This window comes from Leclercia sp. W17 (assembly GCF_003336325.1).
Taxonomy (GTDB): domain Bacteria; phylum Pseudomonadota; class Gammaproteobacteria; order Enterobacterales; family Enterobacteriaceae; genus Enterobacter.
Map to the genome: position 1 here is coordinate 2,022,986 of NZ_CP031101.1, position 15,754 is coordinate 2,038,739.

Here is a 15,754-nt window from a genome sequence, read left to right on the forward strand (position 1 = left end):
AGGCTTACCTACCCCTTAATACCGCTGGGGTTAAATGTTACGCGCGCTTTTGTAGGATAAATAAATAATGACCATATAAAACAGTAAGTTACATTATTGTATTCTGTACCGCTTTGGTGGTAGTCGAAAATTTCCCCTTCTGAACATCCCCAACTCCCCTTGATCGTTATCAATTCTCCTCCTCTTTCAGAGCGTTACCTTCGCTGCAAATCAGCAATGTCGATTTAGAGAGCCACAGGCTCCATACAGGAGATACCCGATGAGCAAATTTTTGGACCGGTTTCGCTACTTCAAACAGAAGGGTGAAACTTTTGCCGATGGGCACGGCCAGGTTCTGGAGACTAACCGGGACTGGGAAGACGGTTACCGTCAGCGCTGGCAACATGACAAAGTCGTACGTTCGACCCACGGCGTAAACTGCACCGGCTCCTGTAGCTGGAAGATTTTCGTCAAAAATGGTCTGGTGACCTGGGAAATGCAGCAGACCGACTACCCGCGCACCCGCCCGGATATGCCAAACCACGAACCGCGCGGCTGCCCGCGTGGTGCCAGCTACTCCTGGTATCTCTACAGCGCTAACCGCCTGAAATACCCGCTGATGCGTAAACGCCTGATGAAAATGTGGCGTGAAGCGAAAGCGCAGCACAGCGATCCGGTTCTGGCCTGGACCTCTATTATCGAAGATGCCGACAAAGCGAAGAGCTTCAAACAGGCTCGCGGTCGCGGCGGCTTTGTACGTTCCTCCTGGCAGGAAGTGAATGAGCTGATTGCCGCTTCCAACGTCTATACCGTGAAAACCTACGGCCCGGACCGCGTGGCAGGCTTCTCGCCAATCCCGGCGATGTCGATGGTCTCCTACGCCTCTGGCGCGCGTTATCTGTCGCTGATCGGCGGCACCTGCCTGAGCTTCTACGACTGGTACTGCGACCTGCCGCCTGCCTCTCCGCAGACCTGGGGTGAGCAGACCGACGTTCCGGAATCCGCCGACTGGTACAACTCCAGCTACATCATCGCCTGGGGCTCTAACGTGCCGCAGACCCGTACCCCGGACGCCCACTTCTTTACCGAAGTGCGTTACAAAGGCACCAAAACCGTAGCCGTGACCCCGGACTATGCCGAAATTGCCAAGCTCTGCGATCTGTGGCTGGCGCCGAAGCAGGGTACCGATGCGGCCATGGCGCTGGCAATGGGCCACGTCATGCTGCGTGAGTTCCACGTCGACAAGCCAAGCCAGTACTTTACCGACTACGTGCGTCGTTACACCGACATGCCGATGCTGGTCATGCTCGAAGAGCGTGACGGCTACTATGCCGCAGGCCGCATGCTGCGTGCCGCCGATCTGGTGGATGCGCTGGGCCAGGAAAACAATCCGGAGTGGAAAACCGTTGCCTGTAACAGCAATGGCGAGCTGGTTGCACCGAACGGTTCAATTGGTTTCCGCTGGGGCGAGAAGGGCAAATGGAACCTCGAGCAGCGTAACGGCACGACGGGCGAAGAGACCGAACTGCGCCTCAGCATGCTGGGCAGCCAAGACGAGATCGCCGATGTTGGCTTCCCGTACTTCGGCGGCGAAGGCTCCGAGCACTTCAACAAGGTGGAGCTGCAGAACGTCCTGATGCACAAACTGCCGGTGAAACGCCTGCAGCTCGCCGACGGCTCAACCGCACTGGTGACCACCGTTTACGACCTGACTCTGGCCAACTACGGTCTGGAGCGCGGTCTCGGTGATGAAAACTGCGCCACCAGCTATGACGACGTAAAAGCCTACACCCCGGCTTGGGCGGAGCAGATCACCGGCGTTCCACGGGCGCAGATTATCCGTACCGCACGTGAGTTTGCCGATAACGCCGATAAGACCCACGGTCGTTCAATGATCATCGTCGGTGCCGGTCTGAACCACTGGTATCACCTCGATATGAACTATCGCGGTTTGATCAACATGCTGATCTTCTGCGGCTGCGTGGGTCAGAGCGGCGGCGGCTGGGCACACTATGTGGGCCAGGAAAAACTGCGTCCGCAAACCGGCTGGCAGCCGCTGGCGTTTGCCCTTGACTGGCAGCGTCCGGCGCGTCACATGAACAGCACCTCCTACTTCTATAACCACTCCAGCCAGTGGCGTTACGAGACGGTTACCGCGCAGGAGCTGCTGTCGCCGATGGCGGATAAATCCCGCTACAGCGGTCACCTGATCGACTTCAACGTCCGCGCTGAACGCATGGGCTGGCTGCCCTCTGCGCCACAGCTGGGAACCAACCCGCTGCGCATTGCAGAAGCGGCGAAGAAAGCGGGCATGACCCCGGTGGATTACACCGTCAAATCCCTGAAAGAGGGTTCCATCCGTTTCGCGGCAGAACAGCCGGAAAACGGTAAAAACCATCCGCGTAACCTGTTCATCTGGCGCTCCAACCTGCTGGGCTCGTCCGGTAAAGGGCACGAGTACATGCTGAAATACCTGCTCGGTACCGAAAACGGCATTCAGGGCAAAGATCTCGGCAAGCAGGGCGGCGTGAAGCCGGAAGAGGTGGAGTGGAAAGACAACGGTCTCGACGGCAAGCTGGATCTGGTGGTGACCCTCGACTTCCGTCTCTCCAGCACCTGTCTCTACTCCGACATCGTGCTGCCAACCGCCACCTGGTACGAAAAAGACGACATGAATACCTCGGATATGCATCCGTTTATTCATCCGCTCTCTGCGGCCGTTGACCCGGCGTGGGAATCGAAAAGCGACTGGGATATCTACAAGGACATTGCGAAGAAATTCTCTGAAGTCTGCGTGGGGCACCTCGGCAAAGAGACCGACGTGGTGACGCTGCCAATCCAGCACGATTCCGCTGCCGAACTGGCGCAGCCGCTGGACGTGAAGGACTGGAAAAAAGGCGAATGCGACCTGATCCCGGGCGTGACCGCGCCGCACATCATTCCGGTTGAACGTGACTACCCGGCGACCTATGAGCGCTTCACCTCTATCGGCCCGCTGATGGAGAAAATCGGTAACGGCGGGAAAGGGATCGCCTGGAACACCCAGAGCGAAATGGATCTGCTGCGCAAGCTCAACTACACCAAAGCGGACGGCCCGGCGAAAGGCCAGCCAATGCTGAATACGGCGATTGATGCGGCAGAAATGATTCTGACCCTGGCGCCGGAAACCAACGGCCAGGTTGCCGTGAAGGCCTGGGAAGCGCTGAGTGAATTCACCGGTCGCGACCATACCCATCTGGCGCTGAACAAAGAAGACGAGAAAATTCGCTTCCGCGATATCCAGGCGCAGCCGCGCAAGATTATCTCCAGCCCGACCTGGTCTGGCCTCGAAGATGAGCATGTCTCTTACAACGCCGGCTACACCAACGTTCACGAGCTGATCCCATGGCGTACCCTGTCCGGTCGTCAGTCGCTGTATCAGGATCACCAGTGGATGCGCGACTTCGGTGAAAGCCTGCTGGTGTACCGTCCGCCAATCGACACCCGCTCGGTGAAGGCCGTGATGGGCGCGAAATCGAACGGCAACCCGGAAAAGGCGCTGAACTTCCTGACGCCGCACCAGAAGTGGGGTATCCACTCCACCTACAGCGACAACCTGCTGATGCTGACTCTGTCACGCGGTGGCCCGATTGTCTGGATGAGCGAAGCGGACGCCAAAGATCTGGGTATCGAAGATAACGACTGGATCGAAGTGTTCAACAGCAACGGTGCCCTGACGGCGCGTGCGGTGGTGAGCCAGCGCGTACCGGCCGGGATGACCATGATGTACCACGCGCAGGAACGCATCGTGAACCTGCCGGGGTCCGAGATCACCGAGCAGCGCGGCGGGATCCACAACTCCGTGACCCGTATTACGCCGAAGCCGACCCACATGATCGGTGGCTATGCGCAGCTGGCCTACGGCTTTAACTACTACGGCACCGTAGGATCGAACCGCGATGAGTTCGTGGTGGTACGTAAGATGAAGAATATTAACTGGTTAGACGGCGAAGGTAATGACCAGGTACAGGAGAGCGTAAAATGAAAATTCGTTCACAAGTCGGCATGGTGCTGAATCTGGATAAATGCATCGGCTGTCACACCTGCTCGGTCACCTGTAAAAATGTCTGGACCAGCCGGGAAGGGATGGAGTACGCCTGGTTCAACAACGTTGAAAGCAAGCCGGGCACCGGCTTCCCGACCGACTGGGAAAACCAGGAGAAGTGGAAGGGCGGCTGGATCCGTAAAATCAACGGCAAGCTGCAGCCGCGCATGGGTAACCGCGCGCTGCTGCTGGGTAAAATCTTCGCTAACCCGCATCTGCCGGGCATCGATGATTACTACGAGCCGTTTGATTTTGACTACCAGAACCTGCACAACGCGCCGGAGAGCAAACATCAGCCGATCGCCCGTCCACGCTCGCTGATCACCGGTCAGCGCATGGACAAGATCACCAGCGGGCCAAACTGGGAAGAGATTCTGGGCGGCGAGTTCGAAAAACGCGCCAAAGACCAGAACTTCGAGAACATGCAGAAGGCGATGTACGGCCAGTTCGAAAACACCTTCATGATGTACCTGCCGCGCCTGTGCGAACACTGCCTCAACCCGGCGTGTGTCGCCACCTGCCCGAGCGGTGCTATCTACAAGCGTGAAGAAGATGGCATCGTGCTGATCGACCAGGACAAGTGCCGCGGCTGGCGTATGTGCATCACCGGTTGCCCGTACAAAAAGATCTACTTCAACTGGAAGAGCGGTAAGTCTGAGAAGTGCATTTTCTGCTACCCGCGCATCGAAGCCGGGATGCCAACCGTCTGCTCCGAAAGCTGCGTAGGCCGTATTCGCTACCTCGGCGTATTGCTCTATGACGCGGACGCGATTGAAAATGCCGCGAGCACCGAAAACGAGAAAGATCTCTATCAGCGTCAGCTGGATGTATTCCTCGATCCGAACGATCCGAAGGTGATCGCCCAGGCGCTGAAGGACGGTATTCCGCAGAGCGTGATCGACGCCGCGCAGCAGTCGCCGGTCTACAAAATGGCGATGGACTGGAAGCTGGCTCTGCCGCTGCATCCGGAATACCGTACATTGCCGATGGTCTGGTACGTGCCGCCTCTGTCGCCAATTCAGTCCGCAGCGGATGCCGGCGAGCTGGGCAGCAACGGTATCCTGCCGGACGTCGAAAGCCTGCGTATCCCGGTTCAGTACCTGGCGAACCTGCTCACCGCAGGGGATACCCAGCCGGTGCTGCTGGCCCTGAAACGTATGCTGGCGATGCGCCACTTCAAACGCGCGGAAACCGTTGACGGCGTCATCGATACCCGCGCGCTGGAAGAGGTGGGCTTAAGTGAAGCCCAGGCCCAGGAGATGTACCGTTATCTGGCGATTGCCAACTACGAAGACCGTTTCGTGGTGCCGAGCAGCCACCGTGAGCTGGCCCGTGAAGCCTTCCCGGAGAAAAGCGGGTGTGGCTTTACCTTCGGCGACGGTTGCCACGGGTCAGACAACAAATTCAACCTGTTCAACAGCCGCCGCATCGATGCGATGGATGTGACCAGCAAAACGGAGCCGCACCAATGATTGAACTCGTCATTGTTTCGCGTCTGCTCGAGTACCCGGATGCTGCGCTGGCGCAGCATCAACAGGAACTCTTCGATGCACTCGCGTCATCGGAAAACCTGGATAAAGAGGATGCCCAGAAACTGGGCGTTTTCCTCCGCGATCTGTTAGCGCGCGATCTGCTGGATGCGCAGTCTGACTACAGCCAGCTGTTCGATCGGGGCCGCGCCACCTCGCTGCTGCTGTTTGAACACGTTCACGGCGAGTCCCGCGATCGCGGTCAGGCGATGGTGGACTTAATGGCCCAGTATGAGCAGCACGGCCTGCATCTCGACAGCCGCGAGCTGCCGGATCATCTGCCGCTCTACCTGGAGTATCTGGCGCAGCTGCCAAAAGAAGAGGCGCTGGGCGGCCTGCAGGATATCGCCCCGATTCTGGCCTTGCTGAGCGCGCGTCTGCAACAGCGTGAAAGCCGCTATGCGGTGCTGTTCGAACTGCTGGTGAAGCTGGCTAACGCCTCGGTCGACAGTGAAAAAGTGGCGGAGAAAATCGCCGATGAAGCGCGCGACGACACCCCACAGGCGCTGGATGCGGTCTGGGAAGAGGAACAGGTGAAGTTCTTTGCTGACCAGAGCTGCGGCGAGTCGGAAATCTCTGCTCACCAGCGTCGTTTTGCCGGTGCCGTTGCCCCGCAATATTTGAATATCTCTAACGGAGGACAGCAATAATGCACTTCCTGAATATGTTCTTCTTCGATATCTATCCGTACATTGCGGGTTCGGTATTTCTGATTGGTAGCTGGCTGCGTTACGACTACGGCCAGTACACCTGGCGCGCCGCCTCCAGCCAGATGCTGGATCGCAAAGGGATGAACATGGCATCCAACCTGTTCCACTTCGGGATCCTGGGGATTTTTGCCGGTCACTTCCTCGGAATGCTGACCCCGCACTGGATGTATGAATCCTTCCTGCCGATGGACGTGAAGCAGAAGATGGCGATGATTGCCGGCGGTGCCTGCGGCCTGATGACCCTGGTGGGCGGCCTGATGCTGTTGAAGCGTCGTCTGTTCAGCCCGCGCGTACGTGCTACCACCACCGGGGCGGATATCCTGATCCTCACCCTGCTGATGGTGCAGTGCGCGCTGGGTCTGCTGACCATTCCGTTCTCGGCTCAGCATATGGACGGCAGCGAAATGCTGAAGCTGGTGGGGTGGGCACAGTCGGTAGTGACCTTCCATGGCGGTGCGTCTGAGCATCTTGACGGCGTGGCGTTTATCTTCCGCGTGCACCTGGTGCTGGGCATGACGCTGTTCCTGCTGTTTCCGTTCTCCCGTCTGGTGCATATCTGGAGCGCGCCGGTGGAGTACATGACGCGCAAATACCAGATTGTGCGCGCCCGTCGCTAATCCGCCGTTTTCATCTCAACCCCGCTCTGGCGGGGTTTTTTTTCGCCCCAGCCGAGGTTATTACCCGCCGCGGCAAACAGAATCAGCGCTCCGCCAGCCAGCTGGGTGAGGCTGAGCGCGTGCCCGAACACCAGGTTGTCGACAATCAGCGCGACGACCGGATAGATAAATGACAGCGAGCCGATGATGGGGGTAGGGAGCTTCTGAATGGCGCTGTATAACAGTTGATACATTACCCCCGTGTGCACGATGCCCAGCGTCAGCAGAATCGCCCAAGGAAAATCGCTGGATAAAGCCGGCATATGCGCCAGCGGCAGTAGCATCATCACGCCGGTTAACACCTGGATAAAGGCGATGTGCTGCGGTGCAATGGTCTGTAATTTGCGTGTGATAATGGCAGTGAGGGCATAAAAGAAAGCGGCACCCAGCGCGAGGCCGATTCCCGAAAGCCATTGTGCGCTGTGTCCGCCGGTCAGCTCGCTGGAGAGCAAAATCACCACCCCGCCAAAGGCGAGGAACAGCCAGCCCCATTTCACCAGACTCACCCGCTCGCCCATCAGCATGCCCATCAACACCAGCATAAAGGGCTGGGTGTTATAGACCACCGTCGAAAGTCCGATGGAGATACGTTCGAACGCGGCAAAGAGCAGCAGCCAGTTAATGACCAGCGCAATGCCGCCAAGAATGGCCAGGCCAAGGGTTACTTTGGTTAACGGGCTAAAAGGGCGTTTACTCAAACGAATAAAAAGAAACAGCGCAATGGCGCCGATCAGACAGCGCCAGAAAACCACGTCAGTAACCGGCAAGCCGGAAAGCAAAACAAAAGCACCAATAGAGCCGGATATCAGCATCGCCAGGCTCATCTGCCAGACGCCTTGTTGAATGTCGCGCATCGTACACCTCCTGATTATTGCCTCTATTGTTAAAAAACTGTGTCCGGTTTAACAGCGCTGAATTAAGGTAAAAGGAGAGATTTGCTTTTATAAATTAGGTGAATGTTATGGAGTACCTTATCGATGAGATCGACCGCCATATTCTGCGCTGTCTGGTAGAGGATGCGCGTATGTCGCTGAAGGTGTTAAGCGCCCGGGTTGGGCTCACGTCACCGAGTACGGCAGAGCGTTTAAAAAGGCTGGAAGAGCGGGGCATCATTCAGGGGTATGGCGCGCGGGTAAACCTGGCCGCACTGGGTTACACGCTGCAGGCGCTGGTGCGCGTGCGACCGCTACCGGGGTTATTGCATAAAGTAGATAAATACATCCAGCAGATGCCGGAGTGTATTGAAAGCGACAAAGTGACCGGCGAAGACTGTTTCGTTATCCGGCTGGTGGTGCGCTCCATCGAGCAACTGGATACGTTGCTGGATGGACTGGCAGAACATGCGCAGTGCAATACGTCGATTGTGAAGAGTTCACCGGTGACCCGTCGGCTGCCCCCGTTGTAAGGGATTTCGCCGGGTGGCGGCTACGCCTTACCCGGCCTACGGGTATGGTGCGGTTATCTTGCCGGGTGGCGGCTACGCCTTACCCGGCCTACGGGTATGGTGCGGTTATCTTGCCGGGTGGTGGCTGCGCCTTACCCGGCCTACGGGTATGGTGCGGATATCTTGCCGGGTGGCGGCTGCGCCTTACCCAGCCTACGGGTATGGTGCGGTTTTGTAGCCCCGGTAAGCGCAGCGCCACCGGGGAAAAGGTGCACGGAATCCGAAGAATGTGTTTTTATTTTGAATCGATTTTTTCGGAGAAGTGATGGTGGTGGGGGAAGGATAACTCGGCTACGCCTCGCCCTTCGGGTCGTTGCCTGCGGCAACGCTTTCTCGCTACGCTCGAATCGAACCTTGGTCGAAGCTTCTCATCCTTCCCTGCATTGGAAGAATATAGAACATCGTGCGGAGTAAGAGGTTTGAAACTATCTGGAAGTGATGGTGGTGGGGAAGGATTCGAACCTTCGAAGTCGATGACGGCAGATTTACAGTCTGCTCCCTTTGGCCGCTCGGGAACCCCACCAGGGGTAATTCAGATTTTGAGGTGAAACTTGAAGATGGTGGTGGGGGAAGGATTATTCGTCGCTTCGCTCCTCACCCTTCGGGCCGTTGCCTTTGGCAACGTTGTCTCGCTTTCGCTCGACTCGAACCTTCATCGAAGGTTCTCACCCTTCCCGATAAGTGCAAACATCGCTACATCTCATCGGTATTACCACATCGCTGTGGTGAATAATGGTGGTGGGGGAAGGATTCGAACCTTCGAAGTCGATGACGGCAGATTTACAGTCTGCTCCCTTTGGCCGCTCGGGAACCCCACCACGGGGTAATGCTTTTACTGGCCTGCTTCCTTGTGGGAAGCGGGGCGCATCATATCAAATGACGCGCCCCTGTAAAGACTTCCTTTGCATAAATGAATCGTTTGCCTGATTTTTACACATAAAGACGCAAAGCTAATCAATTCATTTTATAAAGGATTAAAGAATAATCGTTCTGTTACCGTAGACAAAGACGCGCTGCGCCAGCACCTGATACAGCGCACGGCTTAAGACATTTTTTTCAACGTCGCGGCCGGCACGCATCATATCTTCCGCCGTGTAGGTGTGATCGACATGAATCACGTCCTGCATGATGATTGGACCTTCATCCAGATTGTCATTCACGTAGTGTGCCGTTGCGCCGATGATTTTCACGCCGCGTTCGTACGCCTGGTGATAAGGACGCGCGCCGATAAAGGCCGGCAGGAACGAGTGGTGAATGTTGATAATCTTATTCGGGAAGCGGGCAACAAATGACGGCGTCAGGACGCGCATATATTTCGCCAGCACCACATAATCCGGGTTATGCGCTTCGATGGCCTGCGCCATTAAATTGTCATGCTCTTCGCGAGTATGGCCTTCATGGCTGACCAGCTCAAACGGAATATCAAAACGCTCAACCAGCGTACGCAGCGTCTCGTGGTTACCAATGACCGCGGCGATCTCAACATCCAGCCCGCCATAGTTGGCTTTCATCAGCAGGTCGCCAAGGCAGTGAGCCTCTTTGGTAACCAGGATCACCACCCGGCGGCGACCGGCAGGGTTCAGTTCACGCACGGAACCTTCCGGGAGCGCGCCGTCCAGATCGGCAAGCAACGTCGCGTCATTGAAGATCCCTTCCAGCTCGGTACGCATAAAGAAGCGGCCGGTACGGTGATCAACAAACTCGTTGTTCTGCACGATATTCAGTTCATGTTTGTAGCAAATATTGGTGATACGGGCGATCAGCCCTTTCTGGTCGGGACAAATGGTGCGCAGCACTTTACGTTGTGTTGATTGCATTGCCGGAAAATCCTTACGTGTTTGCTTGAACCGTGTTGTCAGGCCTTATTGCCCGCAACACTTTTTAAATTTTTTGCCTGAACCACAAGGGCAGGGGTCATTACGACCAAACTGTGGACGCGTGCCGTCAATATAGTACCACTCTCCGCCCTCCTTTAAGAAACGCGAGCGTTCGATGATCGCGCCCGCTCTTCCTTGCTCGGTAAAGCGCGCAACAAAACTGACGAACCCCTCGTTTTCATCCCGGCCTGCTGCCGTTTCGTACTGAGTGAGGCCGAGCCACTGCGTATTTGCAAATCCGGCCTCGATCTCCTGACGAAAATCAGTAGCATGGCAGGATGGATGCCAGGTCTTGATCAGGTAGGCTGCGTCCCGCGTCACAAAAGCGGCATATCGGGAGCGCATAAGTGATGCCGGGTCCGGTGCAACCTGCTCACCGTTAAGATATCGTTGGCAACATAGGCTATACTCGAGTGCGCTACCGCAGGGACAGAGTTGAGACACGATTCTCTTCCTGAAATTAAAAAATGAATGGCGTATAACGCCAGGGTGGCACTATGTTAACTGAGCGGTCGCAATGACGCTATGCAGGAATCCAGGGGACGCTAAACAGGGCTAATGAGAAAAGTAAAAATTGGACTGGCATTGGGCTCAGGTGCAGCCCGGGGCTGGTCGCATATTGGTGTGATCAACGCCTTACAACGTTTGGGTATCGAAATTGATATTGTTGCAGGCTGTTCAATAGGTTCACTGGTGGGAGCCGCTTACTCGTGTGGCAAGCTTCCCGAGCTGGAAACCTGGGTACGATCGTTTAGCTACTGGGACGTCCTGCGCCTGATGGATCTCTCCTGGCAACGTGGCGGGTTATTACGCGGAGAGCGCGTCTTTAACCGTTTTCGCCAGGTGATGCCCCTGACCGAATTCTCCAGCTGTCAGATGCCTTTCGGTGCGGTTGCAACCAACCTCAGCACCGGCAGAGAGATCTGGTTTACCGAAGGCGATATTCATCTTGCCGTCCGTGCCTCCTGCAGTATGCCGGGTCTTATGGCGCCGGTTCCGCACAACGGTTACTGGCTGGTTGACGGCGGCGTTGTGAATCCTGTCCCCATTTCACTGACCCGTGCGATGGGGGCCGATATCGTGATTGCCGTCGATCTCCAACATGATGCCCACCTGATGCAGCAGGATCTGATGCCGGTCAACACCCAGTCGGATGAGTCCGCTCTGGAGGATCTCGCGTGGCATAAACGCCTGCGAGGACGTTTCACGCGAACCACCCGCAAGCTGGTGGCTGCGCCAACCGCCATGGAAATCATGACGACGTCGATTCAGGTGTTGGAAAATCGCCTGAAGCGTAATCGAATGGCGGGTGACCCGCCGGATATATTGATTCAACCTTTTTGTCCACAAATTTCAACGCTCGATTTCCATCGTGCTGAAGCGGCCATTACCGCAGGCGCGCAGGCAGTCGAAAAGAAAATGGACGAATTATTACCTTTAGTGCGGGCAACAGCCTGAGCACCCTTTTTTTGATTACTTCAGCAAAATCTGACAGGCGATAGTGCCGATAGCATGCCACTATTTATCTATTGTCAGCGCCGGGAGAGACCATGACACAGCCATTAGCCGGGAAACAAATTCTGATAGTTGAAGACGAGCCTGTTTTCCGCTCCTTACTGGATTCATGGCTATCATCGCTGGGGGCGACGACTGCACTTGCAGGTGATGGGATCGACGCCCTGGAAAAAATGGTGGGCATTAAGCCCGATTTGATGATTTGCGACATCGCCATGCCGCGGATGAATGGCCTGAAGCTGGTGGAGCATTTACGTAATGCCGGTGACCAGATCCCCATTCTGGTCATTTCTGCGACCGAAAATATGGCCAATATCGCAAAAGCGTTACGCCTGGGTGTCCAGGACGTATTGCTTAAGCCAGTTAAAGATCTGAATCGCTTGCGTGAAACCGTTCTCGCCTGCCTCTATCCCAATATGTTTAATTCGCGTGTTGAAGAGGAAGAGCGGCTTTTTCAGGACTGGGATGCGCTGGTGAATAACCCCTCTGCGGCGGCGAAACTGTTACAGGAGCTTCAGCCGCCGGTTCAGCAGACATTTTCCGGGTGCAAAGTTAATTACCGCCAGCTGATGGCTGCCGATCAACCGGGTCTGGTGCTGGATATCGCACCATTATCCGATAACGATCTGGCGTTTTATTGTCTGGATGTTACCCGGGCGGGCGATAATGGCGTGCTGGCGGCATTATTATTGCGGGCATTATTTAATGGTTTGCTTCAGGAACAACTTTCTCATCAGGGTCAGCGCCTGCCTGAGTTAGGCAGCCTGCTGAAACAGGTTAACCAGTTGCTGCGCCAGGCCAGTTTGCCAGGACAATTCCCATTACTGGTCGGTTATTACCATAGCGGCCTGAAAAATTTGATTTTAGTCTCCGCCGGACTTAATGCCACGCTTAATACGGGTGAGCATCATATTCAGGTCAGCAACGGCGTTCCGTTAGGAACCTTAGGAAATACTTATCTGAATCAAATAAGCCATCGCTGCACCTCATGGCAATGCCAAATTTGGGGTACAGGGGGGCGGTTGCGCTTAATGTTGTCCACAGAATAGTCAGTTGGAATTTAAACGGTAGATAGCTTTACCGTCGTTTTACGGGCAATGCTACTATCGGTGCCTGTTTTTATTCGTATTTATCCTAATTAAGCGGTAGCGCGTCCTTTTCAGACCCGGACATCCTCCACAGGCTGATATACTAAACGCGTTATTAATGCAGACTAAAGTTCAAAACATGAACAGTTCAGGAGAGTTTCAATGGCTGCCGTAAATTCGAAAGTGAGAAAGGCCGTTATCCCGGTTGCCGGGTTGGGAACCAGGATGCTGCCAGCAACGAAGGCAATTCCAAAAGAGATGCTGCCACTCGTTGATAAGCCATTAATCCAGTATGTGGTTAACGAATGTATTGCTGCAGGCATTACTGAAATTGTGCTGGTAACACATTCATCCAAAAACTCTATCGAAAACCATTTCGATACCAGTTTTGAACTTGAAGCCATGCTGGAAAAACGCGTGAAGCGTCAGCTTCTTCAGGAAGTGCAGTCTATTTGCCCGCCGCACGTGACTATTATGCAGGTCCGTCAGGGGCTGGCAAAAGGTCTGGGTCATGCAGTCCTGTGTGCTCATCCGGTAGTCGGTAACGAGCCGGTAGCGGTTATTTTACCAGACGTTATTCTCGACGAGTTTGAATCCGATCTTTCCCAGGATAACCTGGCTGAAATGATTAAACGTTTCGACGAAACGGGCAGCAGCCAGATCATGGTTGAGCCGGTTGAAGACGTGACCGCATACGGCGTTGTGGACTGCAAAGGCGTGGCGATGAACCCGGGCGACAGCGTGCCAATGGTTGGCGTGGTTGAGAAGCCAAAAGCTGACGTAGCGCCGTCTAACCTCGCTGTAGTAGGGCGTTATGTTCTGAGCGCAGAGATTTGGCCGCTGCTGGCGAAAACGCCTCCAGGTGCCGGAGATGAAATCCAGCTGACCGACGCCATCGACATGCTGATCGAAAAAGAGACCGTAGAGGCTTACCACATGAAAGGGAAGAGCCACGACTGCGGTAATAAACTCGGTTACATGCAGGCCTTCGTTGAATATGGTGTCCGTCACCAGTCCCTGGGCGAAGAATTTAAGGGCTGGCTGAAAGAGACGCTGGGCATTAAAAACTAATACGGCGTTAACGCCCTAAGCAAAACCGGTGATAGCCATGCTACACCGGTTTTTTTATAACCTTTTAAGGGTGTCACTCACGTAGGGTAGGGTAATAGTGTGATGTAATCGTTATATGAGCACGTGTAACAGAATGTCACACGAGATAAAATAAAGGCATAAAAAATCCCGCATTAAGCGGGATTTTTCGGATATTTACTGACTTATTCCTGAATCAGGAAGTCGTCCAGTTGTTTACCTTGCTCATCCATTGCTTTTTTGATAACAGCTGGAGTACGACCCTGGCCGGTCCAGGTTTTAGATTCGCCGTTCTCATCGATGTAGCTATATTTAGCCGGACGCGCAGCACGTTTAGCTTTAGTACCGGTTTTAGCGGCAGCCATGCTGTTCAGCAATTCGTTAGGATCAATACCATCAGCGATCAGCATTTCACGATATTGCTGCAGTTTACGTGTACGTTCTTCGATTTCAGCAGCAGCGGCGTTTTCTTCTTCACGACGCTCATTAACAACGACTTCTAATTTCTCCAGCATTTCTTCAAGCGTTTCCAGAGTACATTCTCTCGCCTGGGCACGGAGAGTGCGGATGTTGTTCAGAATTTTAAGTGCTTCGCTCATTGTAGTAATCTCAAACTTATAATGTGGGGGTTTGTTGAGGTAATAATAGAGGCATAAATTGATATGTGCAATAGGCCAGAATGTAAGGAATTCAAAAATACCTAATATTCGGGACTATTATTAATTATCAGAACTTAAATTTGGTGAGGTGAAAGGGGGGCGGCGTTATCAAAAGATGCGTTGTAAACCTGACGGTGAACTCTTTTTTTGCAGACAATTTTCATAGGGGTTTTTGTTTTTCCGGATAAATATCAACCTTTCGTATTAGTACTCAAAACACGGTTGCCCAAGGGGATTTTTAATTACATCTGAATCATTTCAAGCCACGTATCGACATTAAAATAACAGATTTTTCCAGAACTTAGCGTTTATAAAACCATGAGTTTTTACGTCCTTTTCATCTGCTCCCTCGTAAGTTGTCCTATATCCTGGCGAAGGATGAAATCTCTCGTAACGCGGGTCTTCCGCGCTGCAGCACGGAAGACCCGACAAAATATGGTACAATCCCGTATCGGTAATAATACACATTGATTAGGGTTTAACGGCCAATGGCACAACTGTATTTCTACTATTCAGCAATGAACGCAGGTAAGTCGACCGCGTTACTGCAATCCTCCTACAATTACCAGGAGCGTGGGATGCGTACGGTGGTTTATACCGCTGAAATCGATGACCGTTTTGGTGCCGGAAAAGTGAGCTCCCGAATTGGCCTCTCTTCTCCGGCCAGGTTATTTAACCCACAAACCAATCTGCTGGATGAAATTCGTGCAGAGGCCGCTGACCAGGCAGTCCATTGCGTACTGGTGGATGAGAGCCAGTTTTTAACGCGTCAGCAGGTTCATGAGCTTTCTGAAGTGGTTGATGAGCTGGATATTCCGGTACTTTGCTATGGGCTGCGAACGGATTTTCGCGGCGAGCTGTTTGTCGGCAGCCAGTATTTGCTGGCCTGGTCAGACAAACTGGTGGAATTAAAAACCATCTGCTTCTGCGGGCGTAAAGCGAGTATGGTGCTGCGTCTTGATCAGGCAGGAAAACCCTATGCAGAAGGCGAACAGGTGGTGATTGGCGGCAATGAGCGCTATGTATCCGTATGTCGTAAGCATTATAAAGAGGCGCTGCTGGTAGGCTCTCTGACAGCGATTCAGGAAGCCAGTCGTCGTTAACGGTCCAGTAGGGTCTGTTGC

The 15,754-nt window shown here is 54.2% G+C and carries 13 protein-coding genes, 2 tRNA genes and 2 other RNA genes; 9 read left to right on the forward strand and 8 right to left on the reverse strand.

The features are described 5' to 3' along the window. The first annotated feature begins 259 nt into the window (after positions 1 to 259). Genes DVA44_RS09920 through narI form a run of 4 tightly spaced genes read left to right on the forward strand, consistent with a single transcriptional unit; the run spans position 260 to position 6,919 of the window. Entirely contained in the window at positions 260 to 4,003 is a 3,744-nt protein-coding gene (locus DVA44_RS09920; RefSeq protein ID WP_114386525.1) for a nitrate reductase subunit alpha, read from the forward strand. Next, entirely contained in the window at positions 4,000 to 5,535 is a 1,536-nt protein-coding gene (narH, locus tag DVA44_RS09925) for a nitrate reductase subunit beta (RefSeq protein WP_103179930.1), read from the forward strand. The genes DVA44_RS09920 and narH overlap by 4 nt, the downstream gene beginning before the upstream one ends. Then, positions 5,532 to 6,242, forward strand: a complete 711-nt coding sequence (gene narJ, locus DVA44_RS09930; protein WP_103179929.1) for a nitrate reductase molybdenum cofactor assembly chaperone — start codon at positions 5,532 to 5,534, stop codon at positions 6,240 to 6,242. The genes narH and narJ overlap by 4 nt, the downstream gene beginning before the upstream one ends. After that, positions 6,242 to 6,919 (forward strand): respiratory nitrate reductase subunit gamma, encoded by a 678-nt coding sequence (gene narI, locus DVA44_RS09935; RefSeq protein ID WP_103179928.1) that lies wholly within the window; start codon positions 6,242 to 6,244, stop codon positions 6,917 to 6,919. The genes narJ and narI overlap by 1 nt, the downstream gene beginning before the upstream one ends. Here narI and DVA44_RS09940 read toward each other — a convergent pair. Then, the gene (locus DVA44_RS09940; RefSeq protein WP_114386527.1) at positions 6,916 to 7,812 is read right to left on the reverse strand and encodes a DMT family transporter; all 897 of its coding nucleotides are present in this window, start codon (positions 7,810 to 7,812) and stop codon (positions 6,916 to 6,918) included. The genes narI and DVA44_RS09940 overlap by 4 nt on opposite strands. 107 nt (positions 7,813 to 7,919) lie before the next feature. Here DVA44_RS09940 and DVA44_RS09945 point away from each other — a divergent pair, with 107 nt between their 5' ends. Continuing rightward, complete coding sequence (locus DVA44_RS09945) at positions 7,920 to 8,363, forward strand: Lrp/AsnC family transcriptional regulator (protein WP_114386529.1); 444 nt, start codon at positions 7,920 to 7,922, stop codon at positions 8,361 to 8,363. Between the two features lie 305 nt (positions 8,364 to 8,668). Here the strand turns inward: DVA44_RS09945 and DVA44_RS09950 are convergent. From DVA44_RS09950 to DVA44_RS09975, 6 genes are all read right to left on the reverse strand, one after another. Continuing rightward, a non-coding RNA gene (locus DVA44_RS09950) (RtT sRNA) lies at positions 8,669 to 8,795 on the reverse strand. A 46-nt stretch (positions 8,796 to 8,841) separates the two neighbouring features. After that, positions 8,842 to 8,925 (reverse strand) — tRNA-Tyr (locus DVA44_RS09955). A gap of 35 nt (positions 8,926 to 8,960) precedes the next feature. Then, positions 8,961 to 9,092: non-coding RNA, RtT sRNA (locus tag DVA44_RS09960), on the reverse strand. A 43-nt stretch (positions 9,093 to 9,135) separates the two neighbouring features. After that, positions 9,136 to 9,220 (reverse strand) — tRNA-Tyr (locus tag DVA44_RS09965). Between the two features lie 156 nt (positions 9,221 to 9,376). Then, on the reverse strand, positions 9,377 to 10,219 hold the full coding sequence (gene purU, locus DVA44_RS09970; protein ID WP_103179925.1) for a formyltetrahydrofolate deformylase: 843 nt from the start codon (positions 10,217 to 10,219) through the stop codon (positions 9,377 to 9,379). 45 nt (positions 10,220 to 10,264) lie between these two features. Beyond that, positions 10,265 to 10,723, reverse strand: a complete 459-nt coding sequence (locus DVA44_RS09975) for a YchJ family protein (protein ID WP_114386531.1) — start codon at positions 10,721 to 10,723, stop codon at positions 10,265 to 10,267. A gap of 114 nt (positions 10,724 to 10,837) precedes the next feature. On the opposite strand from DVA44_RS09975, the gene rssA reads away from it, so the two are divergent. The 3 genes from rssA to galU all read left to right on the forward strand — a co-directional run bounded on the left by rssA (position 10,838) and on the right by galU (position 13,953). After that, positions 10,838 to 11,737, forward strand: coding sequence for a patatin-like phospholipase RssA (gene rssA, locus DVA44_RS09980; protein WP_114386533.1), 900 nt, complete (start codon positions 10,838 to 10,840; stop codon positions 11,735 to 11,737). A 92-nt stretch (positions 11,738 to 11,829) separates the two neighbouring features. Continuing rightward, positions 11,830 to 12,843, forward strand: a complete 1,014-nt coding sequence (gene rssB, locus DVA44_RS09985) for a two-component system response regulator RssB (RefSeq protein WP_114386535.1) — start codon at positions 11,830 to 11,832, stop codon at positions 12,841 to 12,843. Between the two features lie 201 nt (positions 12,844 to 13,044). After that, positions 13,045 to 13,953 (forward strand): UTP--glucose-1-phosphate uridylyltransferase GalU, encoded by a 909-nt coding sequence (gene galU, locus DVA44_RS09990; protein WP_114314719.1) that lies wholly within the window; start codon positions 13,045 to 13,047, stop codon positions 13,951 to 13,953. 203 nt (positions 13,954 to 14,156) lie between these two features. Here galU and hns read toward each other — a convergent pair whose 3' ends face one another. Further along, positions 14,157 to 14,570, reverse strand: a complete 414-nt coding sequence (hns, locus tag DVA44_RS09995) for a histone-like nucleoid-structuring protein H-NS (RefSeq protein ID WP_039030686.1) — start codon at positions 14,568 to 14,570, stop codon at positions 14,157 to 14,159. A gap of 548 nt (positions 14,571 to 15,118) precedes the next feature. Here hns and tdk point away from each other — a divergent pair. After that, complete coding sequence (gene tdk, locus DVA44_RS10000; protein WP_114386537.1) at positions 15,119 to 15,733, forward strand: thymidine kinase; 615 nt, start codon at positions 15,119 to 15,121, stop codon at positions 15,731 to 15,733. Positions 15,734 to 15,754: the final 21 nt, after the last annotated feature.